This is a genomic window from Lewinella sp. (assembly GCF_050633125.1).
Lineage (GTDB): Bacteria > Bacteroidota > Bacteroidia > Chitinophagales > Saprospiraceae > Lewinella.
Genome location: NZ_JBOEFX010000031.1, coordinates 69770 through 96332, shown reverse-complemented (window position 1 = coordinate 96332; position 26563 = coordinate 69770). Strand labels below are relative to the sequence as shown.

Annotated in this window: 21 protein-coding genes; 11 read left to right on the top strand and 10 right to left on the bottom strand. The window is 46.6% G+C overall.

The window, feature by feature from the left end; genetic code table 11:
- The 6 genes from ACRBG0_RS08935 to ACRBG0_RS08910 all read right to left on the bottom strand — a co-directional run.
- The coding region (locus tag ACRBG0_RS08935; RefSeq protein ID WP_431486555.1) for a DUF1800 domain-containing protein at positions 1 to 734 on the bottom strand (734 nt) is incomplete at its 3' end.
- A 484-nt stretch (positions 735 to 1218) separates the two neighbouring features.
- A complete protein-coding gene (locus ACRBG0_RS08930; protein ID WP_431486554.1) occupies positions 1219 to 1536 on the bottom strand; it encodes a hypothetical protein in 318 nt (105 codons plus the stop codon).
- Between the two features lie 112 nt (positions 1537 to 1648).
- Positions 1649 to 2668, bottom strand: coding sequence for an NAD-dependent epimerase/dehydratase family protein (locus ACRBG0_RS08925; protein WP_431486553.1), 1020 nt, complete (start codon positions 2666 to 2668; stop codon positions 1649 to 1651).
- A gap of 73 nt (positions 2669 to 2741) precedes the next feature.
- Positions 2742 to 2987 carry a hypothetical protein gene (locus ACRBG0_RS08920; protein ID WP_431486552.1) on the bottom strand — a complete coding sequence of 82 codons (246 nt, stop codon included), beginning with the start codon at positions 2985 to 2987 and terminating at the stop codon, positions 2742 to 2744.
- Between the two features lie 11 nt (positions 2988 to 2998).
- Positions 2999 to 3541, bottom strand: a complete 543-nt coding sequence (locus ACRBG0_RS08915; RefSeq protein WP_431486551.1) for a pyridoxamine 5'-phosphate oxidase family protein — start codon at positions 3539 to 3541, stop codon at positions 2999 to 3001.
- A gap of 15 nt (positions 3542 to 3556) precedes the next feature.
- Positions 3557 to 4513, bottom strand: a complete 957-nt coding sequence (locus ACRBG0_RS08910; protein WP_431486550.1) for a methylenetetrahydrofolate reductase — start codon at positions 4511 to 4513, stop codon at positions 3557 to 3559.
- 388 nt (positions 4514 to 4901) lie between these two features.
- Between ACRBG0_RS08910 and ACRBG0_RS08905 the strand changes: the two genes are divergently transcribed.
- The 7 genes from ACRBG0_RS08905 to ACRBG0_RS08875 all read left to right on the top strand — a co-directional run bounded on the left by ACRBG0_RS08905 (position 4902) and on the right by ACRBG0_RS08875 (position 10881).
- The gene (locus ACRBG0_RS08905; RefSeq protein WP_431486549.1) at positions 4902 to 5882 is read left to right on the top strand and encodes a hypothetical protein; all 981 of its coding nucleotides are present in this window, start codon (positions 4902 to 4904) and stop codon (positions 5880 to 5882) included.
- Positions 5883 to 6065: 183 nt separating this feature from the next.
- Positions 6066 to 6683 carry a YdeI/OmpD-associated family protein gene (locus tag ACRBG0_RS08900; RefSeq protein WP_431486548.1) on the top strand — a complete coding sequence of 206 codons (618 nt, stop codon included), beginning with the start codon at positions 6066 to 6068 and terminating at the stop codon, positions 6681 to 6683.
- Between the two features lie 41 nt (positions 6684 to 6724).
- Positions 6725 to 7423, top strand: a complete 699-nt coding sequence (locus tag ACRBG0_RS08895; RefSeq protein WP_431486547.1) for a CoA transferase subunit A — start codon at positions 6725 to 6727, stop codon at positions 7421 to 7423.
- 75 nt (positions 7424 to 7498) lie between these two features.
- Complete coding sequence (locus tag ACRBG0_RS08890; protein ID WP_431486546.1) at positions 7499 to 8152, top strand: CoA transferase subunit B; 654 nt, start codon at positions 7499 to 7501, stop codon at positions 8150 to 8152.
- Positions 8153 to 8508: 356 nt separating this feature from the next.
- Entirely contained in the window at positions 8509 to 9054 is a 546-nt protein-coding gene (lptC, locus tag ACRBG0_RS08885) for an LPS export ABC transporter periplasmic protein LptC (RefSeq protein ID WP_431486545.1), read from the top strand.
- A 59-nt stretch (positions 9055 to 9113) separates the two neighbouring features.
- Positions 9114 to 10043 (top strand): UDP-3-O-(3-hydroxymyristoyl)glucosamine N-acyltransferase, encoded by a 930-nt coding sequence (locus ACRBG0_RS08880; protein ID WP_431486544.1) that lies wholly within the window; start codon positions 9114 to 9116, stop codon positions 10041 to 10043.
- A gap of 112 nt (positions 10044 to 10155) precedes the next feature.
- Positions 10156 to 10881: a DUF7003 family protein gene (locus ACRBG0_RS08875; protein WP_431486543.1), complete on the top strand. Its 726-nt coding sequence runs from the start codon at positions 10156 to 10158 to the stop codon at positions 10879 to 10881.
- Between the two features lie 168 nt (positions 10882 to 11049).
- Here the strand turns inward: ACRBG0_RS08875 and fdhD are convergent, their stop codons facing one another.
- Positions 11050 to 11892, bottom strand: a complete 843-nt coding sequence (gene fdhD / locus ACRBG0_RS08870; protein WP_431486556.1) for a formate dehydrogenase accessory sulfurtransferase FdhD — start codon at positions 11890 to 11892, stop codon at positions 11050 to 11052.
- 249 nt (positions 11893 to 12141) lie between these two features.
- A complete protein-coding gene (locus tag ACRBG0_RS08865; RefSeq protein ID WP_431486542.1) occupies positions 12142 to 13530 on the bottom strand; it encodes an MBL fold metallo-hydrolase RNA specificity domain-containing protein in 1389 nt (462 codons plus the stop codon).
- Between the two features lie 463 nt (positions 13531 to 13993).
- Here ACRBG0_RS08865 and carB point away from each other — a divergent pair, with 463 nt between their 5' ends.
- The 3 genes from carB (at position 13994) to ACRBG0_RS08850 (ending at position 19250) form a co-directional block, all read left to right on the top strand.
- Positions 13994 to 16810: a carbamoyl-phosphate synthase large subunit gene (gene carB, locus ACRBG0_RS08860; RefSeq protein WP_431486541.1), complete on the top strand. Its 2817-nt coding sequence runs from the start codon at positions 13994 to 13996 to the stop codon at positions 16808 to 16810.
- A gap of 287 nt (positions 16811 to 17097) precedes the next feature.
- Positions 17098 to 18231 (top strand): FIST signal transduction protein, encoded by a 1134-nt coding sequence (locus ACRBG0_RS08855; RefSeq protein ID WP_431486540.1) that lies wholly within the window; start codon positions 17098 to 17100, stop codon positions 18229 to 18231.
- A gap of 2 nt (positions 18232 to 18233) precedes the next feature.
- Entirely contained in the window at positions 18234 to 19250 is a 1017-nt protein-coding gene (locus ACRBG0_RS08850) for a sensor histidine kinase (protein ID WP_431486539.1), read from the top strand.
- Positions 19251 to 19261: 11 nt separating this feature from the next.
- On the opposite strand, the gene ACRBG0_RS08845 is transcribed toward ACRBG0_RS08850, so the two are convergent.
- A complete protein-coding gene (locus tag ACRBG0_RS08845) occupies positions 19262 to 19843 on the bottom strand; it encodes a CopD family protein (protein WP_431486538.1) in 582 nt (193 codons plus the stop codon).
- A gap of 127 nt (positions 19844 to 19970) precedes the next feature.
- On the opposite strand from ACRBG0_RS08845, the gene ACRBG0_RS08840 reads away from it, so the two are divergent.
- Positions 19971 to 20507 (top strand): ExbD/TolR family protein, encoded by a 537-nt coding sequence (locus ACRBG0_RS08840; protein WP_431486537.1) that lies wholly within the window; start codon positions 19971 to 19973, stop codon positions 20505 to 20507.
- Positions 20508 to 20805: 298 nt separating this feature from the next.
- Here ACRBG0_RS08840 and ACRBG0_RS08835 read toward each other — a convergent pair whose 3' ends face one another.
- Positions 20806 to 26223, bottom strand: coding sequence for a zinc-dependent metalloprotease (locus ACRBG0_RS08835; RefSeq protein WP_431486536.1), 5418 nt, complete (start codon positions 26221 to 26223; stop codon positions 20806 to 20808).
- Between the last annotated feature and the right edge of the window lie 340 nt (positions 26224 to 26563).

Genomic DNA, 26563 nt, shown 5'->3' with positions numbered 1-26563 from the left:
CTTACGTAATAGGCCCAAAATTTACGCACCAGGAAGTTTGCCGTAGCGGGTTGTTGCAGAATGATGTCGATAATATCGGCGCCGTCAAAGCGGCCGGTTTGGCCCATAAATGTTTTGCTGCCGTAATCGTGCTGCCCCGCGCGGAAACGGAATTCCCCTTTGTAGGTGCTGCTCCAACCTGTGAACGCACGCGCGGCTTCTTTGATGTCCTGCTCGGTATAATGGCCAGGCCCAATGGTGAAAAGTTCCAATACCTCGCGGGCAAAGTTTTCGTTAGGGCTGTCCTTCTTGTTTTGCTGGTTGTTGAGGTATCGGATCATAGCCGGATCGCGAGCTATCGCGAGGCAAAGGTCACGGAAAGAACCAAGGGCGTGTTCACGCAGCGTATGAAGCTGACGAATAGCCAAGTGCCCAAAAACGGAGCGACAGGCAAAATGGTCGTGCCAAAACAAGGTGAGCCTTTCCAGCAATGCACTCTCGGTAGGAGCTGCCATGCGGTCGAGCCATTCCAGGGTATACTGTTGAGTAAGCAACTTGCCAGCTTTACGACGGTCTTCCATCACCGTTTCAGCCAGGTCTTCAAAATCAATAACAGTAAGCGGAGCAGCAGCGTTGGCTTCCTGAAAAAGATCGTCAACGGCTTGGTCAATGTCAAGCGACTTCTTTGTTTGCCACTCCAAAGGACTGAGTCCAAAGCCAGCACGTTGATAAAGGTGTTTGATGCGTAGGGACATGAAAGATAATTTTGCGATTAGACGCGCTAGTGGGGCAATCGTTTATTTCAAGGTAACTGTTTAACGCAAGGTTGGCCTTTATCCATTGCTTCGGCTGAATGATATTCTTGCCACTAGTATCACACAAAATGTGTCCCTTTGGAGGGACCGATTCAAAGAATCGAGGGAGGGCGGCACTCACCGCAAGGGCGGCCTACCAACCGCGAAGACCTCCCACTTTGCTTGCGGTGCCATTGTGCGGCCCTCTTCCGTCCTTCGGACACCTCCTCCAAAGGAGGACACGTTGCGCTCCCCTTTAATTTGGCATTAACTTGGGCGGGTTTAGAACTAATACAACGCTGCGTTCGGCGTTGACTTTGCCTGCGTCGGAGGAGTGTACGCAAAATACCGTTTTGCGTATTCTACGCTGGTCTTCCGACCAACAGGTAATTATTTCTCACCTTCATAGCTAGGTCTGTTTCCAAAGAACTACTCCTGTATGCTTTCAAAACCCTTGTCTACTCGAATCAAAATAATTTTCCGCAAAATACTTAATTGCATCCTCTGGGATTTCGCTGAATTCCCCATTTAACGTCTTGTCATTTGCTTTGTCAAAAGGCAAACCTTTAAAAATAACAAAGTGAATGATTACAGCCCATTCATAAGCATGTCTATAATGAATATCATCTTCATCAAAGCTAAACTGATTGAAAAATGATGATATGAGTGATTCTGATTGTTCTTCAGAATGGGCAAAATAATTCTGCAAATAAAACTGAGTAATGCCTAAATATTTAGATGTTTCTTCATCAAAGGTTTTCACAAAGGTTGTTTTTTAAGCTACTAGGTTTAGTAGATCTTTTGATTATTGATACTTATCCATTCGGCGTCGGCGTTGTGCGTCGGAGTGCAAGCAGAAATGCCGTTTTGCGTATTTATAAACCCAAAACCCCACTCCTTTCCCCCTCTGTGGCCTTAAACAAAGTGGCAGTTTCTTCGATAGTGGTTGTGACATCTCTGTAAGTCATCCCTAGCGTTTCTTCGGAGTGGCGACTGTCGTAAACGTAGTTTTGGTAGGTCGCCCGAACTGTTTCTGGTGTAAGCAACGGAGAGTCACCCGTAAATAAGGTGCGGATTTTTTCTAACAGCGCCAGCATTAGTGCACCCCATTTAGGTAAAGGTTTGCGAGGAGGTGAAGCGTTGAGTGCAGAGGCCATTTGATTCAATAGCTCTTGATAACTGAGGTTGGTGCCGTTGAGAAGAAACCGGTCGTTCTTTTCGTTGCGTTTGAGGGTCATCAAAATTGCTTTGGCAACATCTCTTACGTCGATAACGCCGGTACTTCCTGAAGGATAATAGGAAGGACTTTGTTGCGCATAAGCAAACATTTTTGCAGTGCCTTCTGACCAGTGGCCTGCGCCAAGAATAATACTAGGGTATACAACAGCCACCGACATACCTTCTTCCTGCCCGCGCCAGACCTCTAGTTCGGCCAGAAATTTACTGCGAGAATAATTACTCACCAGTTTACCATCTTCCCATTTGCTGCTTTCAGAAATAAGATGCCCGTGATTGTTCCGTCCTAATGCAGCAACGGAACTCACATGAATCAACCGTCGCACCTTTTGAAAAAGGGCAGCGTCAACCAAATATTGGGTGCCTTTACGATTAATGGTGAGCAGTTTTTCCTTGTCGCGAGGAGCAAAAGAAACCAGCGCTGCGCAATGGATTACTGTGTCGATGCCTTCTAGTGCAGCTTCCAGACTGAAGTAGTCTTCGAGTTCAGCTTCGTGCCAGATTATTTTATCGGCGGCAGCTCCTAAAAGGGTAAGTTGGCTGCCAGGCCGTCGTAAAGCATGTACTTGAGTATAGCCTTGCTGAAGGAGCAAACGGGCGGTATACGATCCAACGAATCCGGTAGCACCGGTAATCAATATGGGGGTTTGGTAATCCAAAGTATTGTTCTACTGATAAGTAAAGAAAGTCCCATTTTTTTTGCGCAATATTAGGGCAAAGGTCGTGAAAATTTTATTCTCCGCCAGCCCCTGGCTGTTCAGGGTCTCTTGGAGCTGAGTGGGGAATGAGCCCCAATACGGCACGCAACCTTAATTGCAAAAGGGAGAAAATACCCACCAGGCTGACCACCCCATCGCTGTCTTGATCTACCATCTCCTCTAGCCCTTCTCCTAGTTCTGGGTAATCGGAGAGAAGCTCTGCCATGGCATCGGCTTTTGAGGGGAAAGCTTCAGCGTCTTTAGGTGCTTTTGATTTCATTAGAATAAGCGCTAGTTGAGTATCCCCGTAGGCTTCCCGTCAATACTTGTCATGTTTTTCTCTGCCCAGTAAGATTGGGTGCCTTCAGGCCCTTTGTCTTCGAAAGAAGTAAGCAGGCGACTACGCTGATCCACAAAATCATAAAGCGGCACGGCATAGCCGCAAGAGGTTTGGACACTCTCAATCTGGACGTCAAAAATCTGGCGGGCACCTGCAAGGTCGGGGAAATGGGCGTAAAGTTCTTCCCATTCCGGATCGGCGGCATGAATTGTTAGGGCGGTGCCATAGATCCGTAAAATGAGCGGGTTGCCCACAAAGGAGCAAAACATCAGCGTCATACGATTGACACCAAGTAAATGAGCGGCTGTTTCATTGCCACTACCGGTGAGGTTAAGCCAAAGCAAGCGATTAGGAGAGAGTACTCTTAGGCTGTCCAGTCCTTTTGGTGAAAGATTGACTCGGCCATCAATATCAGCGGTAGCCACAAAAAACAACTGCTGTTCTTTAATGAAGTCTTGCAGGCTGCTGTTAAGCTTAGGAAGAATTTTGGCCATATTAATTAGTTTTTTTTAGTAAACGGCTTCTGCTATCCGGCGGATGATGGAAGAATCGCCCATGGTATAATAATGGAGGCAAGGCACTCCCGCTGCTTTTAGCTCTTTACTTTGTGCAATACACCACTCTATGCCTACTTCTTGCCGCGCTTCAGGGGTGTTTGCCACGGTCATTGCTTTTACCAGATCGTCGGGCATATCAATGTGGAATAAACGAGGAATGCTGTTGAGTTGGTATTTTTTTGTCAGCGGTTTTAGGCCGGGAACAATGGGGACATTGATCCCTATTGCTCGGCAAGCATCGACATATTCAAAATATTTTTTGTTGTCGAAAAACATTTGGGTGACTATATAGTTAGCCCCTGCATCAATCTTGGCTTTGGTATACGCGAGGTCGAGTTCCAGATTGGGCGACTCGAAATGTTTCTCTGGGTAACCAGCAATGCCAATACAGAAGTTGGTAGCAGCCCCGTTGTCGATATTTGCGTCGAGGTATTTGCCGGTATTCATATCTGTCACCTGCTTGATGAGATCCAGGGCAAATTCATGACCACCTTCTTCGGGTATGAACTTTCCTTCGAATTTACGCGCATCACCACGCAAGGCGAGCACATTGTCGACATTGAGAAAGTTGAGGTCGATGAGTGCATTTTCCGTGTCTTCGGTTGTAAAACCACCGCAAATAAGGTGAGGGACGGCATCTACACCATAGCGGTGCATGATGGATGCACAAATACCAACGGTGCCCGGGCGCTTACGGATGGCAGTTTTTTCGTAGTAACCGCTCTTTCTTTTTTTGTAAATAAATTCCTCCCGATGGTAAGTGACATCAATGAAAGGTGGCTTAAATTCCATCAAGGGATCGAGTGCGGCAAAGATATCCTGCATACGTCCTCCCTTAAGAGGAGGCAGCACCTCGAAGGAGATCAGCGTTTGATCTTTAGCTTGCTCGAAGTATTCCGTGACTTTCATATCATTTTTTGGGTGTGTGGGCAAAACTACGGATAAAATTGGGGCTATGTAATACCATCAAGATGGAACGTAGTCAGCTTTTTGTCAGGAATTACGAAGAGCAAGAAAGCATTTTTTTAAATCAGCCCCCTTTTTGTGACAAAGGTCTTGATACTACGTCTAAAGTTTAACAAAGCTATTGCGAACATTAAGTAGGCTTGTGATAGTTTAAGAAAAGGTTAATGTACTTGTAAATGGGGCAGATATCGAAGTTTTAATAAAAATCCTACGATATTTGCCATGACAAACACAATACTTTCCCCGTCTTTGACGTAAATGAACCGATTACTTTAAATCAATAATAAAAAGTCGATTTCGACTTACTTTTTTATACAAACCAATTAACAGAATGAAAAACTTTGTGCTAAAGCTAACTGGATTAGGACTTGTAATGGTCGCTTTATTTTTCACTTCTTGTGGAGAAGACCCTATAGTAGTGGATCCACTAGGCCCTGAAATCAGCTTTGTTGCTGATCCTGGCTTCTTGAATGCTGACAGTGAGGTAATACTAGGTGAGGGTTTCTCTGTGAAAATCCGCATGAGCAAAGGAGATGCGCAGTTGGGTAACCTGCTGGTTGAAGAAGGAACCAGTAAGCTTGCTACTGGCCGCATGACCATCGATGGTGGTGCAGTTACTACTCAAAACGCTCTTGTACTTTTCGGGACAGACAAAGATGGAGTGACTTACAGTATTGATATCGCACCAAGTGGTACGGAAGCCGTTGGCGATTTCACAACCTACACCTTTACTGTTACTGATGACAGTGGTGAAACGGACGCTGTTGACATCGTAATCGAAACGACAGAAGAGCCAGGTACTCCTCTTTCTCAAACACTTACTGGTGTATTGTTGAACCAGGCTGGCCCTGCAGGTACCGGTGGTTTGAAACTTGCTGATGGTACAGGTACAGGTTCTGCAAATATTGGCGCAGAAATTCGTGACTTAGGTATCGACTGTACCGTTACTCTTCCTGCTGAAAACTGGCGCGCCGAATTTGGTACCGTTAATGGTGCTAATATGGTGAAGGTTGATGTATCTCAGCTTGAAAACTTCAGTTTCGATGAGGTTACCAAGAAGGAAGTTATTAGTGATATTTACACGAACAATGGCGTTGCCCTTTCTGATGGCGTAAGCCAAAGTCCTACCTGTGTAGAAACAGCGGTTACTGATGTTTCAGGAACTGTAGCAGTAGATGACTTGTTCGTTGTTTTTGCTAACAATAACTATTACCTGATCCGTGTAGATGCAATTAACTACGTGGCAGATGACCCGGCTACTACTGCTAATGAGGCAAATGGAGATAACTTCGTCTTCTCTATCAAGTACTAAGCAACTGCTTAATTAGCTGTCAGGAAAGACAGTTGTACTGTTTAAAATAGACGTTCAAAAGAACCGAAATCATTGCCTGTTGGTAATGGTTTCGGTTCTTTTTTTGTTCGGTGAAGTTGTCTTTATTGTCGAGCTGCTGTTCAATTTTCGTTATCTTGGAAGTTGACTTAATTCTGCTCTTTTATGCCCGAAATAACCGAAATTTTTTATCCTCATCAACGTGCTGATTGGCGCAACTGGTTGCAGGAACATCACCAAACCAAGACGGAAATATGGCTGCGGATGTTCCGTAAGGACACAGGGAAGCCCTCATTGCCATATGATGACCTCGTAGAGGAATGTCTCTGCTTTGGCTGGATTGATGGTGTAGTGAAAAAACTGGATAAAGAAAGCCGAGTACAGCGAATTACGCCTCGTCGAGTGAAGAAAAGTTTCTTATCGGAGCTGAATCGCCAGCGGTTTTGGAAACTACAGCATTTGGGTTTGATGACGCCGGCGGGCATGGCCCCTGCTATCGTTGATCAGATTGGGAGCCCTGATGATCCTTTTGAAATACCGGAGTGGGTGGCTGCTCAGCTGCAAGAAGAGGAACAGGTGTGGGAGAATTTCCAAAACTTCCCTCATTTCTATCAGCGACTCAAAGTAGGGTGGGTGATGGAGGCTGGCCCTTCCCGCAAGGAGGTCTCTCAGCAGCGCTTGGACTACTTGATTAAGATGACCGCGAGGGGAAAGCAGTACGGAACGCAACCACTGGCGGGGATAATGGACGATATTTCACCGATTGTCCGTAAGGATAGTTAACTTTGAAGCTGCAAGATTTAGCCAAAATAATACCAAAATAAATGAATAAAGTTGTTGCGAATGCACAAGCAGCTATCAGCGGAATATCCAATGGGATGACGATCATGCTGGGGGGCTTTGGCTTGTGTGGAATACCAGAAAATTGCATTGCTGCGCTGGTGGAAGCAGGGGTTTCTGACCTGACTTGTATATCTAACAATGCTGGTGTGGATGATTTTGGATTGGGCCTACTATTGCAGAAGAAGCAAATCCGAAAGATGATTTCTTCTTATGTAGGAGAGAATGATGAGTTTGAGCGCCAGATGCTCAGTGGAGAACTAGAGGTGGACCTTATCCCTCAAGGTTCGCTGGCCGCTCGCTGCCAAGCTGGCGGTGCTGGAGTACCTGCCTTTTTTACGCCGGCTGGTTATGGCACGGAAGTGGCCATAGGCAAAGAAGTCCGCTACTTTAATGGTAAACCTCACATTTTGGAAGATGCCCTGACGGCAGAGTTTGCGATAGTGAAAGCCTGGAAAGGAGACCGCTTTGGTAACCTGATCTACAAAGGCACGGCACGAAACTTTAATCCAGTGATGGCGATGGCTGGTAAGATCACGATTGCGGAGGTCGAAGAGCTGGTAGAGCCCGGAGAGCTTGATCCCAACTTTGTGCATACCCCAGGGGTATTTGTACAGCGTATTTTTCAAGGAGAGAAATACGAAAAACGGATTGAGCAAAGGACGGTGCGTAGCCGAGGATAGGGGTGATGTTTTTTACCACATAGACACAGAGGGTTTTACGCTGGTCGGGAGACCAGCGATATAAAAAAGAAATCGATGTTAGATAAAACAGGAATTGCGAAACGGATTGCACAAGAATTACAAGATGGCTGGTACGTGAATCTGGGGATCGGTATACCGACCTTGATTGCGAACTACGTGCCAGAAGGCCTGAATGTCGTTTTTCAATCAGAGAACGGGATTATGGGTATGGGCCCTTTTCCTTATGAAGGAGAGGAAGATGCGGATATGATCAACGCGGGTAAGCAAACGATAACGGCTATGCCCGGAGCAGCTATTTTTGATTCTGCTACCAGTTTTGCAATGATTCGCGGGCAGCACATTCAGCTGACGGTGCTGGGCGCAATGGAGGTTGCCGATAATGGCGACATTGCCAACTGGAAAATACCCGGCAAGATGGTAAAAGGCATGGGTGGTGCGATGGATTTGGTGGCATCGGCCGAGAACATCATCGTAGCGATGATGCATACCAATCGGAAAGGAGCATCGAAGCTGCTGCGCCAATGTACGCTACCACTGACAGGCGTGCAATGTGTGAAGAAAATAGTGACCAACCTGGCCGTATTGGATGTGACACCGAATGGTTTCAAGCTGATTGAACGGGCACCGGGTGTGTCGGTAGAAGAAATACAAGCCGCCACAGAAGGGCGCTTGATTATTGAAGGCGAAGTGCCGGAGATGGTGCTTTAGGGTGATCCTCACCCGTATTAGGTACTGGGTACTTAGTAGAAGGTACTTGGTAGCCCATTGGGTTTTAGCCGACCCAATTAACAAGTACGAAGGCTCATCTTAGTCTCCGGACTAAGATGTAATATGTTGCTGGTCTCCTGACCAGCGGGTTTCGCCTGATCCAAGTACGAAGTACCAAGTACCTTTTACTGCGAGGTTTTGGGAGAGCTTGATTTTGCAACTTACTTTCAAACCTCGCTTGCGCTAAGGATGGTAACAGGCCCCGCAGGGGAGACCCGGTGCAGCCGGGGCCGAACAAAGTGAGCTGTGGACAGCCTGACCCCGCAGGGGGAGCGCCCAAAAAACAGAAAGAGAAGATGAGAAGACTGCTGGTTTTAGTAACATTGTTGGGGATAGGTATATTGGGTTGTGAGAATGACCTGGCAGAGGTAGAAGCCTTGAAAGCACGCCTGGATGTAAAGGTGGAGCGGGTAGAAGAAGTGGAGATACTGTACAGTGATTCGGCGCAGGTGAAGGTACGGATTACGGGCCCGGTGATGTTGAATAACCTGGATCGTACGGAGCCTTATCAGGAATTTGTGGAAGGCGTGTTGGTAGAGTTTTTTGGGCCAGAAGAGACGATCACCAGCACCATGGTGGCTAAATATGCCATACGCTACGACCGTCGTGGAGAAGTGATTGTGCGTGATAGTGTGGTGTGGGAAAGCGTGGAGAACCAGAAGCTGGAGACAGAAGAGCTGATTTGGCGAGAGAAGGATGAAGAGGTGTTTACCAAGAAATTTGCGAAAATAACCACTGCCCGAGAAATTATTTATGGCCACGGCTTTCGGGCTGACCAGAATTTTTCGAATGCCAAAATCCAGCAGGTGGAAGGTATTATTGCAGTAGATGAAGGACAATAAGGAACAGCACGAAAATAAATCGCATTTTATTTTCTGCGCAATACTAAGATAAATATTCTATGAAATTTCCATTACCCTTGCCAGTAAGTGAACTAGCAGAGCAGATAGGTGCTGAATTGTTGGGAGATTCAGATTTGCTGGCGACAGGCATAAACGAAGTACACCACGTAGAAGAAGGGGATATCACCTTTGTGGATGTAGAGAAATACTACGCCAAAGCGCTGGGGTCGGCGGCGACGATTATCTTGATCAATAAAGCTGCGGAGGTGCCTGCCGGAAAGGTTTTGCTGGTGGTAGATGACCCATTTACGACTTATAATGACTTGGTTTGGCGCTACCGACCGTTGCAGCCGCTACAGCGAAATATTGCAAGCAGTGCCCTGATAGGGGAAGGTACGACGATAGAACCAGGGGCGATGGTAGGAGAGCAGGCTGTGATAGGTAAGAATTGTTACATTCATGCGAATGCCTACATCGGTGATCATTCTGTACTGGGCGATGAGGTAATTGTGCAGGCTGGCGCGGTGATAGGGAGCGATGCTTTTTACTTCAAGAAGACAGCGGCAGGGTTTCATAAATGGCGCTCTGGCGGGCGGGTTGTGCTGGAAGACGGGGTGGATATTGGCGCCAATTGTACGATCAATAAGGGCGTTTCGAGCGATACCATCATAGGCGCTGGCAGCAAGCTTGACTGTCAGGTGCAGATTGGGCATGATACCAAGGTAGGAAAGAGGTGCTTGTTTGCTGCACAGGTAGGAATAGCGGGCAATTGTACTATTGGCAACGAAGTAGTGATTTATGGGCAGGCAGGGATAGCCCAGAATGTAACCATTGGCGATAAGACGATAGTTTCGGCGAAAGCTGGCGTGAGCAAAGACCTGGAAGGCGGGAAGCTTTACTTTGGGGTACCTGCACAGGAAGCGCGTGATGCTTACAGAGAACTGGCTGCGCTGAGGCAGTTGCCGGACTTTTTGAGGAAGAATAAATGATGTGATGTGGCAAAGGGTTGCGACGATATTAAAAACTACATACAGCTCTTGGGTGAAATATAAGATTGAAAGAAGATGTTGTGCCCTGAAACAGATAAGTTTTTCATGAATTATGATTGAGTGGATCAAGAAACGGAGAGAAGTCAAAAAGATATTACAGCAACTTGATTCTTGTGCAGGAGAGTTTACGTTCCCGATGCTAGATAATGGATATGTTTATCTCATTGACTCAAGAATGACATTATTTAGCTCGAAGAATTATTGGGGAATTACGATTGAAGTAATTGGATTCAGTACTAGAGGGGGAGGCCATGATGGAATCAACAATGCTGTACACATATATGGAAATTTTCCAGGCTGTAGGCCTGGGCTGCAAAACGAAAATTTCTTCTACTTTACGGATGATATCAATGGTCAAAAAGCATTTGATGAAGAATATCAATTTTATTTAAATCCTCATGCCAAGAGTGTTTTGATTGATGGAATTGAATATGAATTAGTACATCAAAAAGAACAGTATTTAAAAGCTGAAATCTCGATAGACGGTGATTATATTGGAATTCAAGATTATCTCAGACTGATTTGGCCTCAAATTGTTGAAAAGCCATTTCTTTCAACAGAAAAACTACTACAAATAACGCATAGAGATCTAAATGAAAAAATTAGGTTAGAGGAGTGGTGGCATCCCGATTTAGTAGAAGATGAACTGCCAAGTAAAACTGAGACCTTCATTAAGATAGCTCATGCTTTTGTGAATGATGATTTCAATAGGTTAAGCAAATTATCAGAGAGCACAAATACTAACTGGAGGAACTGGCCCGAAGGAGGGACGCTATAGATTTAAAAATGTAATGTAATACATAAGGCCTAGCTGTTAGGCGCAATGCATTGGGATGGTTAGGAATGTCCACCCAACTGTGTCTAATTAAAGTCATCGAAATGTATCTGACGGATTACCAGCTGTAAAAAGTCTTTGCGCGAGACACACTATTTGGGGGTACTCTCCTTACATTTCGCCCACAATCCTTTCCGGGTAAGTATATACATTCAGCCGGTCTTGACGAAGGAAGCCAATGAGGGTGATGCCGTTTTCCTCCGCCAATTGTATGGCCAGAGAGGAGGGAGCGCCGATGGCCGCAAGTAGTGGCGTGCCTGCGCTGGCGGCTTTCTGAACGAGTTCGAAACTGATGCGACCGCTGAGCAAGACGAGCTTGTCGCGCCAGGGAAATTGGGCTTGTTGCAAGCTACTGCCGATAAGCTTGTCGAGGGCATTGTGTCGCCCAACGTCTTCCTGCAAGGCCAGTAACTTGCCAGCTGTGTTGAACAAAGCCGCAGCGTGTATGCCTCCTGTGTGGCCAAAGACCTCTTGCTGCTGTGCCAACAAATCGGGCAGTTGTGTGAGGATGGCGGGGGATACGGTAGGTTTACCTGGAATTGGAAAATGAAAGAAAGTGCGCTGGAGTTGTTCTAAATCGGTTTTTCCACACAGGCCACAGCTGGAATTGGTATAGCCAAAGCGGTGATAGTTGTCGGGGCGAAAATCTACCTCAGGCTGTAGTGTCACGAGTGCCTCGGTAGGGCTGATGAGTTTGACCGTTGCGATGTCGCTGGCCCGATGAATGATACCTTCCGTAAACAGATAGCCATAAATGAGTGCTTCGTCGGCACCAGGCGTGCGCATGGTAATTGCCAGGTCAACGGCTTCGTCTTGCTGAGGATCGTAGATGCCAATGCTTAATGGCCACTCGGGGGTGATGGCATCGTCGGGGAGGCTACGCCATTGGCCGTTTTCCCACCGTAGGGTGGCGTGGTTTTTATCTTCTTGGTGGTGGGCGTTTTTAGATTTCAGACTTGTGATTTTACTGTAGAAATAGGATTAGGATTAGGTGCGAGGTGCGGGGTGCGGGGTGCGAGGTGCGGACGTTTGGCATGGCCATGCCTTCGGCATACACTCTAACACTTTTTCAGCCTTTACACCTTTTTAGGTGCGGGGTGCGGGGTGCGGGGTGCGAAAAAACTTCCGACTTCCGACTTCCGATTTTTGGTGCGGAGTGCTAAGTGCGGGGTGCGAACGTTTACCCCCTTACACTTTTACACCCTACAAATCATATTCTTGTCCCAATTCAGGTATCTGAACATCCTGGAAACCCACATCGTTCAGCAATCCTGCCAAGCTTTCCTGCCTGTCGATGGTACCGTGAACAAGGAATACTTTTTTGGTATGCTGTTCTTGGCCGCGGAGGAATTCGCGAATCTCATTGCGATCGGCGTGAGCACTGAAGGAATCCATCTGCTCTACATGAGCGCGTACTTTCTTGTATTGGCCGAAGAGTTTGAGGCCAGTAGCCCCATTGCGAATTTTCCCACCAGGGGTTTGTGGCGAAGCATAGCCTACTAGCAGTAGGGTGTTGCGCGGGTCTTCGATGGTATTAAAAAGGTGGTGTTTGGAGCGACCCGCATTCATCATACCGGAGGCGCTGATGATAATACAAGGCTCTTCCATACTATTGAGTGCCTTGGAAGCTTCGACCTTTTTGATGTATTGCAAGTTGTTGAAACCGAAAGGGTTGTCGTCGATGAGGAGATATCTCTCCAGGTCTTCATCGTAGCATTCGGGATGAGCGCCAAAGATCGTGGTGGCATTTACCGCAAGTGGGCTGTCTACAAAAACGGGAATCCTGGGCAGTCGCCCTTGGGTCTCTAGTTGGTCTAGGATGTAGACGATCTCCTGAGTGCGGCCTATACTGAAGGCCGGAATAAGCAGTTTGCCTTTGCGTCCGATGCAGGCTTCGTGGATGATACGCAGAAATCTTTCTATTTCTTGAGGTTTTTCATCGTGGATACGATCACCGTAAGTAGACTCGCAGATCATGTAGTCAACAGCAGGCATCTTTTGTGGATCGCGCAGGATGGGGCGATCTGGGCGGCCAATGTCTCCGGTGAAGCCAAAGTGAATGGTCCGATTGCTTTCGTGGATACGTAAGGTCACATTGGCACTACCAAGGATATGGCCGGCATCGCGGTATTGTACCTGGACATTATCACGAATATTGATCCATTTGTCGTAAGGGCAGCCAGTAAAGAGCTTCATGGTTTCGTGTACATCCTTAGAGGTATACAGCGGCTCTTTTTTGTCTTTAGGGTTGCGTTTGTTGTAGTATTGTGCATCTCGCTCCTGGATCATAGCACTGTCCAGTAGCATAATAGAACAGAGGCTACGCGTGGCATGGGTGGCGAAAATGCTGCCTCGAAATCCATCTTTTACCAGTTTAGGGACCCGGCCCGTGTGGTCGATATGGGCGTGAGAAAGAACAAGGCAGTCGATTTTGGCGGGGTCAAAAAGGAAAGATTCATTAAAATCCTTCATCTCTTTGTCGTTGCCCTGATAGAGGCCACAATCCAGTAAGATGGTATAACCGTCTTCGAGGGTGAGTAGATGAGCGCTTCCTGTAACTTCCTGAGCGGCACCGCAAAATTTGACTTTCATGTACTTGCATATTGCGCAGAAAACAAGTGGCAATTTTTTTGGGTTTTTCAGAGAATTACACACTTTAGGTATTATGCAGAAAATAAAAAGCGATTTAGCTTCGCTGCTTCTTCGAGGTTTTTCAAGTTTTATAAATAGTTAAAACGCTTTAAATGAAGTGCTTATTCAACTATTGTAAAAAACAAAATCGCTTTTTATTTTCGTGCTGTTCCTAAGTGAACCGTTTATTCAACATATTATGAAAAACAAAATTGCCATTTGTTTTCGTGCTGTTTCTTAAGATTCTTTGATTTCTTTTGGCAAAGACCAATATACAAGATTATTTTGGAGATATTTTGCATAACAGTATTACTATTAAAGCAACAGTGCCTATCTTTGCCCGCAATTTGTGCCGAACCTATGTTTTGCTATCCAGCACTTTCCTTAATTTTTAGGATAGCAAACGCCGCAAAATTGCAAAACCATGCCAAAAGATCAGTCAATTCGTTCCGTTCTCATCATTGGGAGTGGTCCTATTATTATTGGTCAAGCTTGCGAGTTTGATTATTCTGGTACCCAAGCTTCGCGTTCGCTGCGGGAAGAAGGTATCGAAGTAACCTTGATCAACAGCAACCCCGCAACGATCATGACTGATCCGGTGACGGCGGATCATATCCATTTGTTGCCGCTCACGGTAGAAAGCCTCGAGCATATTTTGCGGGAACGCCAGATTGATGCTGTCCTGCCAACAATGGGCGGTCAGACAGCCCTTAATCTTGCGATTGAAGCAGGAAAAGTAGGATTGTGGGAGAAATACAACGTTAAATTAATTGGCGTTGACCTGGAAGCCATTGAGCTGGCCGAAAACCGAGAGGCCTTCCGACAACACATGATTGATATTGGTTTAGGAGTTGCTCCCTCTTTTATTGCCAACTCTTTTCTGGAAGGCAAAGAAGCTGCTCAGAAGATTGGTTACCCCTTGGTGATTCGCCCTTCCTATACCTTGGGCGGTACCGGTGGTGGTTTTGTACATACCGCAGATGAGTTTGATGCCAAGTTGCGCCACGGCTTGAACATGAGCCCTACGCACGAAGTGTTGGTAGAAAAAGCCGTTTTGGGGTGGAAAGAGTTTGAGTTGGAGCTTTTACGTGATGCTGCAGACAATGTAGTGATCATTTGCACGGTAGAAAACCTGGACCCAATGGGTATTCATACCGGTGATTCTATCACGGTAGCACCAGCGATGACACTTTCAGATACAGCTTACCAGGAAATGCGTGACCAGTCTATTCAGGCGATGCGTTCTCTGGGTAACTTTGCAGGAGGGTGTAATATCCAATTTTCGCAAAATCCTGAAACGGAGGAGCTGATTGTAATCGAAATCAACCCACGGGTGAGTCGCTCTTCCGCATTGGCGAGTAAAGCTACCGGATATCCGATTGCAAAAATTGCGGCTAAGTTAGCGCTTGGTTATACACTGGATGAATTAAAAAACCAGATTACCAAAACCACCTCTGCTTATTTTGAGCCTACGCTTGATTATGTCATCGTGAAGATGCCACGCTGGAACTTTGCCAAGTTCCCCGGAGCAGATCATGAGTTGGGCTTACAGATGAAGTCCGTAGGGGAGGTGATGGCTATTGGCCGAAACTTCCTGGAAGCTTTACAGAAAGCCTGCCAAAGCCTGGAACAAGGACGTGCAGGCCTAGGGGCTGATAAGAAAGAATGGATTAGAACCGAAGATATCCTTACGCGCTTAGAAAAAGTAAGTGACGATAGGATTTTTCGCCTTAAAGATGCCATGCGCCTAGGAGTGCCAAGCAAAACCATCCATAAACTCACCAAAATTGACCCATGGTTTCTTCAGCAGATCAAGCGATTGGTGGAGATGGAAGAACGCTTGATGCGCTTTAATGTAGCAGAGGATATTCCCGAGAGCTTCATGCGTGAACTGAAGGTCGTAGGCTACTCTGATGCTCAGATCGCTTGGGTGCTACGGGTAGGAGAGGAACAGGTGACACGGCACCGCAAAACGCTTGGCGTACGTCGTACCTACAAAATGGTAGACACTTGTGCTGCCGAATTTGAAGCCCAGACGCCTTACTTCTACAGTACGTTCGATGGAGAAAACGAGAGTATCCCCAGCGATAAAAAGAAAATCATTGTACTAGGTTCCGGCCCCAATCGGATCGGGCAAGGGATCGAGTTTGACTATTGCTGTGTACACGGCCTGATGGCGATCAAAGAAGCAGGTTACGAAGCCATTATGGTGAACTGTAACCCGGAGACCGTGTCTACCGATTTTGATGTCGCGGACAAACTTTACTTTGAGCCCGTTTACTGGGAGCACCTGGAGGAAATTATTGAACTGGAAGAACCAGAAGGCGTCATCGTCCAGTTGGGCGGGCAAACGGCCCTGAAGCTGGCAGAGACCCTGCACCGTAGAGGCATCAAGATCATTGGTACCGACTATACGAGTATGGACTTGGCCGAAGATCGCGGAGCCTTTTCTGATCTTCTAAAAGAATTAGAGATCCCTTATCCTGACTATGGTGTAGCTGATGATGCCGATCAGGCGCTGACGGTGGCCAACGAAGTAGGCTATCCGGTGCTGGTACGCCCGAGCTATGTCCTTGGTGGCCAGGATATGCGTATTGTGATCAACGATGAGGAGTTGGAGCGTCACGTGCTGCATATCTTTAAGCACATGCCCGACAATAGGGTGTTGGTAGATCACTTCTTGGATCGGGCGAAGGAAGCCGAAGTGGATGCGATCTGCGACGGCGATGATGTTCATGTTATGGGCATCATGGAGCACATCGAGCCGGCGGGCGTACACTCAGGTGATTCGGCAGCGGTATTGCCGACTTACAGCCTTTCGGTAGAGGTAGTGAATAAGATGGTAGAAATCACAGAGCAGCTGGCCAAGGCACTCAATACCCGTGGTTTGATCAATATTCAGTTTGCGATCAAAGACGAAAAAGTCTACGTCATCGAGGCCAATCCTCGGGCTTCACGTACGACCCCCTTTATTGCCAAAGCCTACCAGGTGCCTTACCTGAAAATTGCTACAGAGGTCATGCTGGGCGTGAAGAAACTCAAGGATTATCACATTCATGCTCGCCCTAGTGGGTTTGCTATTAAGGTGCCTGTCTTTAGTTTTGATAAATTCCCTAATGTAGACAAGCAATTAGGCCCTGAGATGAAATCTACTGGCGAGGCCATCCACTTTATTAAAGATTTGACAGATCCATTCTTTAGAGAATTGGATCGTCAACGCTATATGTATCTGACGCGGTAAGCGAGTAAGGTAATGATACTTTTAAGAAACAGGGTGTCAGTTGCTCCATAAAAAGAGTAATTGATACCCTGTTTTAGTTTGGGTTACACTCCAACTGTTGAGTTCGTAGGGAGCTTGCACTGTTTGCCATTTTAATTAACATACAGAATTTATTGTTACATTTAAGTTGCTGGTAGGTTGATATCAGTAAAGAGAATTTCTTGTGTAAATTAGGTGCCGAAATCAATCGGTTTTTCTTCTTTGTTCACCAGTAATATTGGTAGAAAACAAGTTAAATTATCCCTATTGTGAAAACTTATTCTTTCCAAAGTAATTCGATAGACCAGTTAAAAGCTTCTTTGGCTTCCAGTCAGGAGACTGAATTCCAACCTAACTTAGCGGTAGTCTTTTGTTCTAAGCAGCAAGATATTGAGGCAGTGAGAGCTGTTTTTGTTGGAGCGAATATTGACCTTGTTGGTTGTAGTACCGCCGGAGAAATTGTAGATGCAGAACTTTACGAGGGGGCTATTTCTGTGCTCTTGTTTGAAATTAATACCGCTTATTACCAGTTGTTATATGAAGATTACCTAGATGGAGCCGTCTATGAGGCTTCTGTAAAGCTTGCTCAAAGAGCAATGCAGGAATACAAGAATCCAGCGCTGATTATTATGTCAGGTGGTTTGGCCGTTGACGCTGAACAAATCATTAGGGGGATCCGAACAGGAGCAGGGCGAGATTTGCCAACGTATGGAGGGCTAGCCGGTGATGACTTGGAAATGAGAAGTACTACGGTGTTTACTAATCATCATTTGACCGATCAAGGGCTAGTGGTACTGGTATTAGATACCGATAAAATTATAGTTAAAGGTTTAGCTAGAAGTGGTTGGGCACCTGTTGGAGGAGTGAATACGATAACCAAGGCTGTAGGAAACGTAATTTATACCATCAATGGAGAACGTGCCTACGATGTCTTTATTCGTTATTTTGGTATGTCTAAAGACCGTCTGATAAGTGATCCATTGATTTCTATTCAAACCAATTACCCACTTCAAATTCTTAGAGGGGAAGGTGCTTCAATATTGCGTTCTCCAATCATTGTAAATGAAAAGGAAGGATCCATAACACTGGCAGGAGGGGTAAAGGAGGGAGAACAATTTCAGTTTTCTAATTCGCCTGGGTTTGAAATCATTGATCAGACCATTGAGGAGTTTGGAGAGTTAAAGAAAAGCACGCCCGAAGCAGAGGGCTTGATTTTATTTTCCTGCAAAGGCCGGCATGGTGCTTTTGGACCTATGTTGGAAGATGAAATAAAAGGTATTTATGACTTATGGAATCAACCAATGATTGGCTTTTTATCCTATGGAGAGTTTGGTGATGACGGGACAGGGAGATGCGAGTTTCATAATGAAACTTGCGCTTTAGTTATTTTAAAAGAAAAATAGTAATGATGATACAGGAGTTATTACTAAGCGTTGATTCATTAAAGACAGTTAGTGAAGAGGAGCGGAATATTTTAGAAATAGGACTCAGAAAACTTCAGAAAAAACTTCAACGCCAGGAGTTTAAAATGAAGCGTATTGAAAAAGATAAATTGATAGTTGTTAATATCCTTAATGCAACCATCGCAGATTTAGAAAGAAAACAACTTGTCATAAAAGAGGCCAATGAGCAACTCTCTCAGCAGAAAGCCTTAATCGAAAAAAATTCCCTGCTTTTAGCCAATAATATTCAAAAGCTAGAACGCTCTTATAAGGAACTCGAAGAGTTTTCTTACATCGCCTCTCACGATTTGAAAAGCCCGTTGCGTACCATTGCTAGTTTTTCACAACTAATCAAAAAGCGATATGCGGAACTACTCGATGAAAGAGGAAATGAGTTTGTAGATTTTATTGTGAATGGCGTCAAACAGATGAATGGCGTTATCGATGCACTATTAGAGTATGCAAAAGTGAGTAACCAAATCGACATCTTTGCTGATACGGATTTGAATAAAGTCGTAACGATGGTAAAAGCTAACCTTAAAACAGAGATCGCCGATCATCAGGTGACGATCATCAGTGATGATTTACCAACCATTTACGGGAATGAGATTGGTCTAATACAGCTTTTTCAAAACTTACTCTCCAATGGGATAAAATTTAGGTCTGCACAAGATCCTGTGATAAAAATTTCTTGTAAAGAAGAGAAGGGACATTGGTTGTTTAGATTCGCCGACAACGGCATTGGCATAGAAGAGCAGTTTCAGGAAAAAATATTTTCACCTTTCCAACGCTTGGATAAGCAGAAAACCAGTGGCATGGGCATTGGTCTTTCAATCTGCCGGAAGGTAGTTAAAATGCACCAGGGCGATATCCATTTTGAACCTGTTGGCACAGGTGGAACGTGTTTCGTCTTTACCTTGAAAGACCAAACGGAAACACAGGAACTTAAGGGGCTGGATGAGCCGCATACTTTAGTCTAAGGGAAGAGCATTTATTCTTCGGGGGGTAAAGTACGTCGTTTACGGTAAGCAACAGCACCTCGGTACACCAACCCGGCAAAAAGGGCCACTCCTAATAGTAAATAAATGTAATTGAGTCTCCCCACTTTGCCATAGACGGCAATAAAAGAGATACTCACCAAAAACAGGGTAGGCACTTCGTTGAACATCCTAAACTGCCAAGCGGAAAGCGGCCGCTCTCCGGCTTCCATTCTGATGATCAGCTTTTTGCAATAAAGATGATAGACAGTAAGTAGCACAAGTAGCAGCAACTTGAGGTGCAACCACCCCGGTGTGCCCGTTGAAAAGTAAGCATAAGAGGTCACGCCGGCCAAATCAAGCCCCAGCATCAAAAGTCCAGCTGTCCAAGTGATCATCATGGCCGGATTACAAATGATTTTATACACGCGCCAAGCCATCGCCTGAAACTGTTCGGTCAGGATACCGCGAGCGGGTTCTTCGCGCTCGTCGGCTTCCACCAGGTACACAAAAATGCGTACCAAATAGAAAAGGCCGGCAAACCAGGAAACGAAACCGACTACGTGCAGGGCTTTGAAAAAGAAATTGGCGTCCATGTATTTCTCTGATTTTTTATGTACGAACGCAAAGATAAGCACCATTTTTAGCAAAGGCGTCATCTGTTTTAGGTATACATAAACTACCAGGTAAGCATTTTACATTATTCACACAATCTTACCTGTCATGAAAAGAACCATTGCCAGACGAGCCGCTCCGGAAGTAAATGCTGGAAGCATGGCCGACATCGCTTTCCTCCTTCTCATTTTCTTTTTAGTTACCACCACCATTATGTCAGATAAAGGCATTTTGGTAAAATTGCCGCCGTGGGATATGACGTATGAACCCGTGCCCATCAAGGAGCGCAACCTGATGCGAATCTCGATCAATGCCAATAACCAGCTTATGCTACGCGATGAAGAGATTGCGCTTGAGGATGTTCGTGAACGGGTGAAAACTTTCATTATGAACCCACAAGCAAACACTAAACTGGCCGAAGCCTCCAACAAGGCAGTACTCTCCCTGATCAATGATCGGGCCACCAGCTTTGAAAGCTACCTGCTGGTTTACAATGAACTCAAAGGAGCCTACCAGGAACTGTGGGAGGAAGCCGCCCAACGTTATTACCAGCAGCACTACGAAAGCTTGCCCATCGAGCATCAAAAGGATATTCGCAATGCCATACCCTTGGTGATCTCAGAGGCAGAGCCAACGGAGTTTTAGTACAAGAAGTAACATTTGTGTGTGCCATGCCTTGGGCTGTTCACTATTATGTGTTCATGGCCGAGCCATTGAGCACATACCGTTGCCATCCACTTGCGCTTGTTTCGATAGAAGATCGGAATCCCGGCCCCGGGCTTCGGCCTCCCGGCCTACGCACTAAACAAAAAAAGCGCCCCGGAACAGTGATGTTCCGAGGCGCTTTCAATTTATTTCAAGCACGTCGCACCCAATGTCGGAAGTGGGAAGTCAGAAATCGGAAGTATTTTCCGCACTCCGCACTCCGCACTCCGCACTCCGCTTAGTGAAGCACCACCACCTGCTGAATCATAGGATCAAGGCCCTCTGTTTCCAACTTGATAAGGTAAGTACCACTTGGTAACCTTTGAGTGTCAATCTCGTAACCTTCCTGTGGCCAGTAGTTCAGTTCTTTCTGGAACATCACTTGACCATATAGGCTGTAGATGCCTACAGCAACGGGCTGGTTGCCCAATCCATCGGCCTTTACGCGTAAGCGCTCATTGACCGGGTTCGGGTAAATATTCATCGCTGTTGGGCCATCGCCACCGTTCGTTAATTGCTCTTCGCCAGAGTAATCACAAACGATAGTGACCGACTGGGTAAGCAGACAACCATTAGCATCCTTTACAACTACCGTAAACGTTTGGGTAATGAAGCCCATGGTGTAAAGAATTTGCGAGTGGCTGGGGTCAGAAGTGATATAACCATCCTCCAGTGGGAAGGTCAGTTGCCATTCGTAGCTGTAAGGAGGTGTGCCTCCGCTGATAATCACTCCTAGCAAGTTGTCATCAGAATTACAGATGACAGGGTCACCATCAACGACAAACTCAGCGCTGAGCGTATTGTCAACCACTAGGATCTCCTGTTGAGCTTGGTTGGTGTTGCCACAATCGTCGGTGGCAGTCCAGGTACGGGTAATGAGCACACCCTCCGGCGTTGCCGTCATGGTTTCGCTGAAGACAACCTCTACATCTTCATCGTAGTCGTCACTAACGATAATTTCTGCTACAGGAGGTACCGCATCACAGAAGACCTCCACGTCGGCAGGTACGTTGAAGAAGTCAGGGCTCCCTTTGTCGATGTAGTACACCGTAAGGCTGGCCTTGGCCGTGTTGCCACAAGGGTCCGTAGCAATAAACTCATATTGGTATTCCGTGAGGAAGCCATCTGTTGCACAGTCGTCCGAAGCAGTACTTGTTACAGAGACTGCAGCGGTCAGGTTGCTAGCACAGTTGTCGCTTACTTCCACATCCGCTGAAGTGAAAATCAACGGATTATTAGGATCGCCAAAGCCACCTCCTACGGAGATGAACAGTTCGTCACCACTTTCCAGCCCAAAGAGCAATGGATGGGTGAAGGTAATAGCTGGATCATTCTCGTCATCAAAGAAGACTTGCTGGGTAGCCGTACTCATATTCCCACAAGCATCAGTGGCTGTCCAGGTACGGGTGAGCACTTGTCCACAACCGGGTTCGTTGCTCATATCCTCCATCATGGAAACTTGTACATCAGCGCCGCTACATTCGTCAAAGGCAGTCACCTGATCGTCTAGTGTGGTGTCGTTACAGGCGTCAGCGGGAACGCCACTGAAAACAGGGCCTTCATTGTCGATGATGGTGATGCTTTGTGCAAATGTAGTCGCATTACCACAAGCATCGGTCACGGTCCAGATTCTCTCAAAAGCTTGAGGGGCATTGGGGCAGCTTGCGATGATAGATTGGCTATCCTCAAAGGTCGTGCTAGCGATGGTGCCACAAGCATCGGTCGCCATCAACATCGGGATGCTCTCCCCACAATTGAGGACGATTTCAGCAGGGCTGGTCACTACTGGTGGTGTTTCATCAGTCAGGTCGATTAACAACCCAAAAGAGGAACTGTTGCCACAGGCATCGGTCGCACTCACGCTGAGCCTGTAACGCCGGACATAACCTTCGCCGAGGCAGTCGCCTTCGCTTAATAGCTCTAGACCAATGGAAGATTCACCTGCGTTACAACCGTCTTCGATACTTACCGCAGCCTCTAGCGTCGCAAGTAAAAGGACATCGTCAGCTTGGTCACAATCAACGGGGAACTGTATCACACTTCCATCAGTTACAGGACCCGTTTCGGGATGGTCAAAGGAAATGGCCGGTCCGTCGGAATCACTGAGAGTAATACGCTGGGTAGCGATAGTGGTGTTGCCACAAAGGTCAGAAGCCGTCCAGGTCCGTTCTACATATTGTCCGCCTTCGCAGTCAATAGGCTCCGATTGGTTGAAGCTTAGCACCGCAAATTCACAATCATCTACAGCTTGTACGTTGGGCACAGGCGGTAGCGTGCTGGCACAAATATCGTCGGGTACTCCCTGTAATACAGGTGCCGTTTCGTCCACGAGGTACCAGTTGATAGTAGCGATGGTCCCATTGCCACATTCGTCAAAGGCTTTCCAGGTACTTATCAAGTGACCGGAGTAGCCATATTCGCTACAGTCGAAGCCGCCTAAGTCTTCTAAATCATAAGACGTTGCTACAGCACCGCTACAATTATCAAAAGCTGCTGCTGCACTAGCTATGATTAAGGAAATATTGCCGTATTCAGAGCATTCGATGAAGACATCTTGCCCCGGCGTGTAGTTGCTGACGAATTCGTCAACAAATTCAATGACAGGTGGGGTGGTGTCTTCTACGGTAACCACCTGCACCACATCGTCACTATTACCACAACCATCGGTGGCTGTCCAGGTGCGCGTGAGGGTGTAGTTGTAAGGGCAGTCACCATCCGTACGAACCTCGGTAAAGCCATAGACCACTTCTGAGCAAGAGTCAAAGGCTTCGAGCTCGGGGAGTGGCGCCGTCTCATCACACTCAATGGTTACATCAGCGGGAGAAGAGGTAAATACCGGCGGTGTCGTGTCGATAATTTCTGTAAAGAGGGTATAAACGGTCGTGTTGCCACACACATCCTGCACCGTAAACACCTGCCGCCAACGCGTAAGCATATTACCTACACAAGGGCCATCGTAAAGCTGAGTGAGTTCTACAGTAATTCCTGCAAAGTCAATAGCTGAACAGTTATCGGTGATGGTCAGATCAGCGATTTCAATCAGTGGGTCCCATGTGGAAGAGGGTAGGTCACATTCTACGACGGAGGTACCCATGTCAGGAATACCGTTGAAACTCACTTCCGGGCCAGTATCGTCGATGAACAGGTAGTTACACACAAACGGATCGGAGAAGTTGCCACAGCCATCATCGGCGATGAACGTCACGGTAATGAGGCGGCTACAGGTGCCGTCGTCCACAACAGTGATGTCGTCCACTGTGATGGTCAGATCGCCTTCGTCGGCGCAATTGTCTTCTACACAGCCCTGGAGGGGAAGAATAGGGATACCACCTACCGTCCAACCGTCAAATACGGTGAGTTCGTCGCCTTCGCTCAGTGAGATGGTCGCATCGGCGGGGCATACATTACCGTCTTCGGTGGTGAATACCGCATCGATCTGGCAAGCCAGATCAAAGACCGGTTCGCCCGTGTCCGTGAAGGTGAAAAGCTGTAAGAAAGGATCAGATTCATTACCACAGGCATCCTCCGCCGTCCAGAAAATCTCTACGGAAATTCCACACGCGTCAGCAATTACAGTTCCAATTTGACAAAATACCCGATCCAAACCACAATCCTCATCGATATCTGCTAGCGCAGGGCCAGGGAAATTTCCTAACACATCTCCACCGAAGAGAACGAATGACACCGAAATCGGAGTCTCCGGGTGGTTCGAGCTGAAACAGGAAACAGAAGCTATATCTGCCGGACATACGTCATCTTCATTATCAAATTCTATGTCTACGTCAATCGATCCAGGAGTGGTCGTGATCACCGGAGCTTGCGTATCCTCAATAGTAAAGGTAGCCATAGTGATTGCTGTATTTCCACAGGCATCAGTAGCAGTGAAGGTAACGGTAGCCGATCCAGTGGCTCCACAGCCATCAGAAAGCGCTGTAAAGTTGTTAGACCAAGAGATGGCTGTGCAATCATCAGCTATTGCTCCGGCATGACTGTTAAGCCAGGCATTGAGTTGGGCGGTATTGCCGCTGCCATCACATTCTACGGTCATGTTCATGGCATTTGTGGTGATGATCGGGGCGTCGTCTTCCGAGAAAATATGTTCCGTAACGATCCGGTCAGTGCTCACATTACCACATTCATCACGCAGTACAAATTCGTTGAAGATCGATTTTGGGCAGATGCCCGTTTGGTAGGAGTCCACCAACATATAGTCGATATTGGCAAAATCAGAGGTCATGTCGGTAACACAACCATTAAGATTAACCGTTAAAATAGAACTACCACCAGCTGCTACGTTGAACATGCCATCTGCTCCTACATTTACCCAGCTGCCATTCGGGGTGTTTGGGCCCAATGGGGTCGGGCAACGGTCAAACTCCATGGAAAAAGTGCCACAGGTGATGGCTGGAGCATCATCATCCAGGTCACAAGGGTCGCAGGCTGCCAGGCAGTCACGCGAATCAATATGGTTTTGAATACGCGTGATATTATTCGCTGTCCAGGTGGTAGCACCGCAAACAATGTTCCCCCACATGATAGTGGTGTTAACTGCTTGATTGTGAACACCATCGAATACGTGGCCAATTTCGTGAGCACTCAAGGCTCGTAGACAGTTGGAAGAGTTCGAAAAGTCTTCACATACATTATATCGGTTGCTGCCACACACATCACCGATAGCATCGGCACAGCCAATCAGTGTGAAATTGGTGGAGTCGTCGTCGTCGTCATCATCGTTACAACCCCGGATGTCCTTGGCTGTCCAAAGTTGACCAAGGTCATGGTTGACAAAGTTCATTCCTGCCCACGGCCGGAAAGCATCGAGAATATCGAAAGCTTCATCTCCCGCAGCATCGAAAGGGTCAGAAGCCAAGGTCGTCGCTACAAATTGATCGACGATCACAAAACTAAGGCTAAAATCGTCATACAACGGTTCCATCAGGTTGGTGACGTTGAGGATGAAATCATTAACGTCCATTACGGAACCGTACCTGGTAAACATCGTAAAATCCCCAGCTGTAGCCATTTCAACTTCCACACATTCCGCCATCATCCTCAGCGGATCGGTAGTACCTTTCGGATCATCGGGGTGAGGTACGGCATACCGCTTACCGGCATTGTGTACACATTCTACCGCAGGGTCGGTCAGGATGTCATTTATTTCATAAAAAACGTACTGATTCTTAGGCAGTCCGTCAATCAAACGACTCAGCGGTTCCAAGTAATAAACGTTATCGCCTTTTACAAGGCGAGCGATCATGTAGTCTTCTGTGATTGTAAAGCGGGTGTCAGCTGTACCCGTACGCCCCTTAAAGGTGATATTAGGGCGAGGGGGCATTAGCACATGGCCTTCATCAGTGATGGCTACTTCCCGGTAATTCGGCCCGCGTAGGTCGTTGTGTTCCAGATACACATCCCAGTCTTGCTGGCCCAGTTGTAAAGAGAAATCAAAAGCATTACCACTTTGTGTAAGCGCTTGTACTTTTGTAATGTCCAGCTCAAATACTTCGTAGACGGCAAAGCTCTCGTTGAGCTCGGCATGACGGGTGTTGAGCTTTTTGCCAGAGAGCGTGGTAGACTGTGCTTCGACGAAGCCTGAAATCAGGAGCATCAAAACTAAGCACCAAGCAGCACGGCTTAATACATACAGGTTTTTCATAATAAAGTTTTAGATTAAGAAAGTGTGTTTAAGTAGAAATGTGGTGTCTATATGTTTGGAAACAAAAGCGTAGTAAGGAGCGTAATAGCAATGATTACCACCTTACAGGTTGAACAGTTATAGTGTTTAATTACTTTTTATACCCGTTTCTAGAGAAACGTTACAAGCAAATGCTAGCAGGGGAGGAAAACGTTATATAAATATGCATTCTTTTGAGAGGGGAGGGCTAATAGAAAGGCGCTAAATAGCCGATAAGGAGTGTGGGCTGGTGTCATGGTTAGTGTTTTTGGGAATAAGCTAAGTCACAGATTAGTGAATATAGTATATTTTGTTATATGTA

What these genes read in the sequence shown, in the direction of transcription:
- ACRBG0_RS08890 (WP_431486546.1), top strand. Translation starts at nt 7,499, where the DNA reads ATGTTAGATAAAACAGGAATTGCGAAACGGATTGCACAAGAATTACAA.
- lptC (WP_431486545.1), top strand. Translation starts at nt 8,509, where the DNA reads ATGAGAAGACTGCTGGTTTTAGTAACATTGTTGGGGATAGGTATATTG.
- ACRBG0_RS08880 (WP_431486544.1), top strand. Translation starts at nt 9,114, where the DNA reads ATGAAATTTCCATTACCCTTGCCAGTAAGTGAACTAGCAGAGCAGATA.
- ACRBG0_RS08865 (WP_431486542.1), bottom strand. Translation starts at nt 13,530, where the DNA reads ATGAAAGTCAAATTTTGCGGTGCCGCTCAGGAAGTTACAGGAAGCGCT.
- ACRBG0_RS08915 (WP_431486551.1), bottom strand. Translation starts at nt 3,541, where the DNA reads ATGGCCAAAATTCTTCCTAAGCTTAACAGCAGCCTGCAAGACTTCATT.
- ACRBG0_RS08910 (WP_431486550.1), bottom strand. Translation starts at nt 4,513, where the DNA reads ATGAAAGTCACGGAATACTTCGAGCAAGCTAAAGATCAAACGCTGATC.
- ACRBG0_RS08920 (WP_431486552.1), bottom strand. Translation starts at nt 2,987, where the DNA reads ATGAAATCAAAAGCACCTAAAGACGCTGAAGCTTTCCCCTCAAAAGCC.
- ACRBG0_RS08845 (WP_431486538.1), bottom strand. Translation starts at nt 19,843, where the DNA reads ATGGACGCCAATTTCTTTTTCAAAGCCCTGCACGTAGTCGGTTTCGTT.
- ACRBG0_RS08905 (WP_431486549.1), top strand. Translation starts at nt 4,902, where the DNA reads ATGAAAAACTTTGTGCTAAAGCTAACTGGATTAGGACTTGTAATGGTC.
- carB (WP_431486541.1), top strand. Translation starts at nt 13,994, where the DNA reads ATGCCAAAAGATCAGTCAATTCGTTCCGTTCTCATCATTGGGAGTGGT.
- ACRBG0_RS08900 (WP_431486548.1), top strand. Translation starts at nt 6,066, where the DNA reads ATGCCCGAAATAACCGAAATTTTTTATCCTCATCAACGTGCTGATTGG.
- ACRBG0_RS08895 (WP_431486547.1), top strand. Translation starts at nt 6,725, where the DNA reads ATGAATAAAGTTGTTGCGAATGCACAAGCAGCTATCAGCGGAATATCC.
- ACRBG0_RS08840 (WP_431486537.1), top strand. Translation starts at nt 19,971, where the DNA reads ATGAAAAGAACCATTGCCAGACGAGCCGCTCCGGAAGTAAATGCTGGA.
- ACRBG0_RS08835 (WP_431486536.1), bottom strand. Translation starts at nt 26,223, where the DNA reads ATGAAAAACCTGTATGTATTAAGCCGTGCTGCTTGGTGCTTAGTTTTG.
- ACRBG0_RS08875 (WP_431486543.1), top strand. Translation starts at nt 10,156, where the DNA reads ATGATTGAGTGGATCAAGAAACGGAGAGAAGTCAAAAAGATATTACAG.
- ACRBG0_RS08850 (WP_431486539.1), top strand. Translation starts at nt 18,234, where the DNA reads ATGATGATACAGGAGTTATTACTAAGCGTTGATTCATTAAAGACAGTT.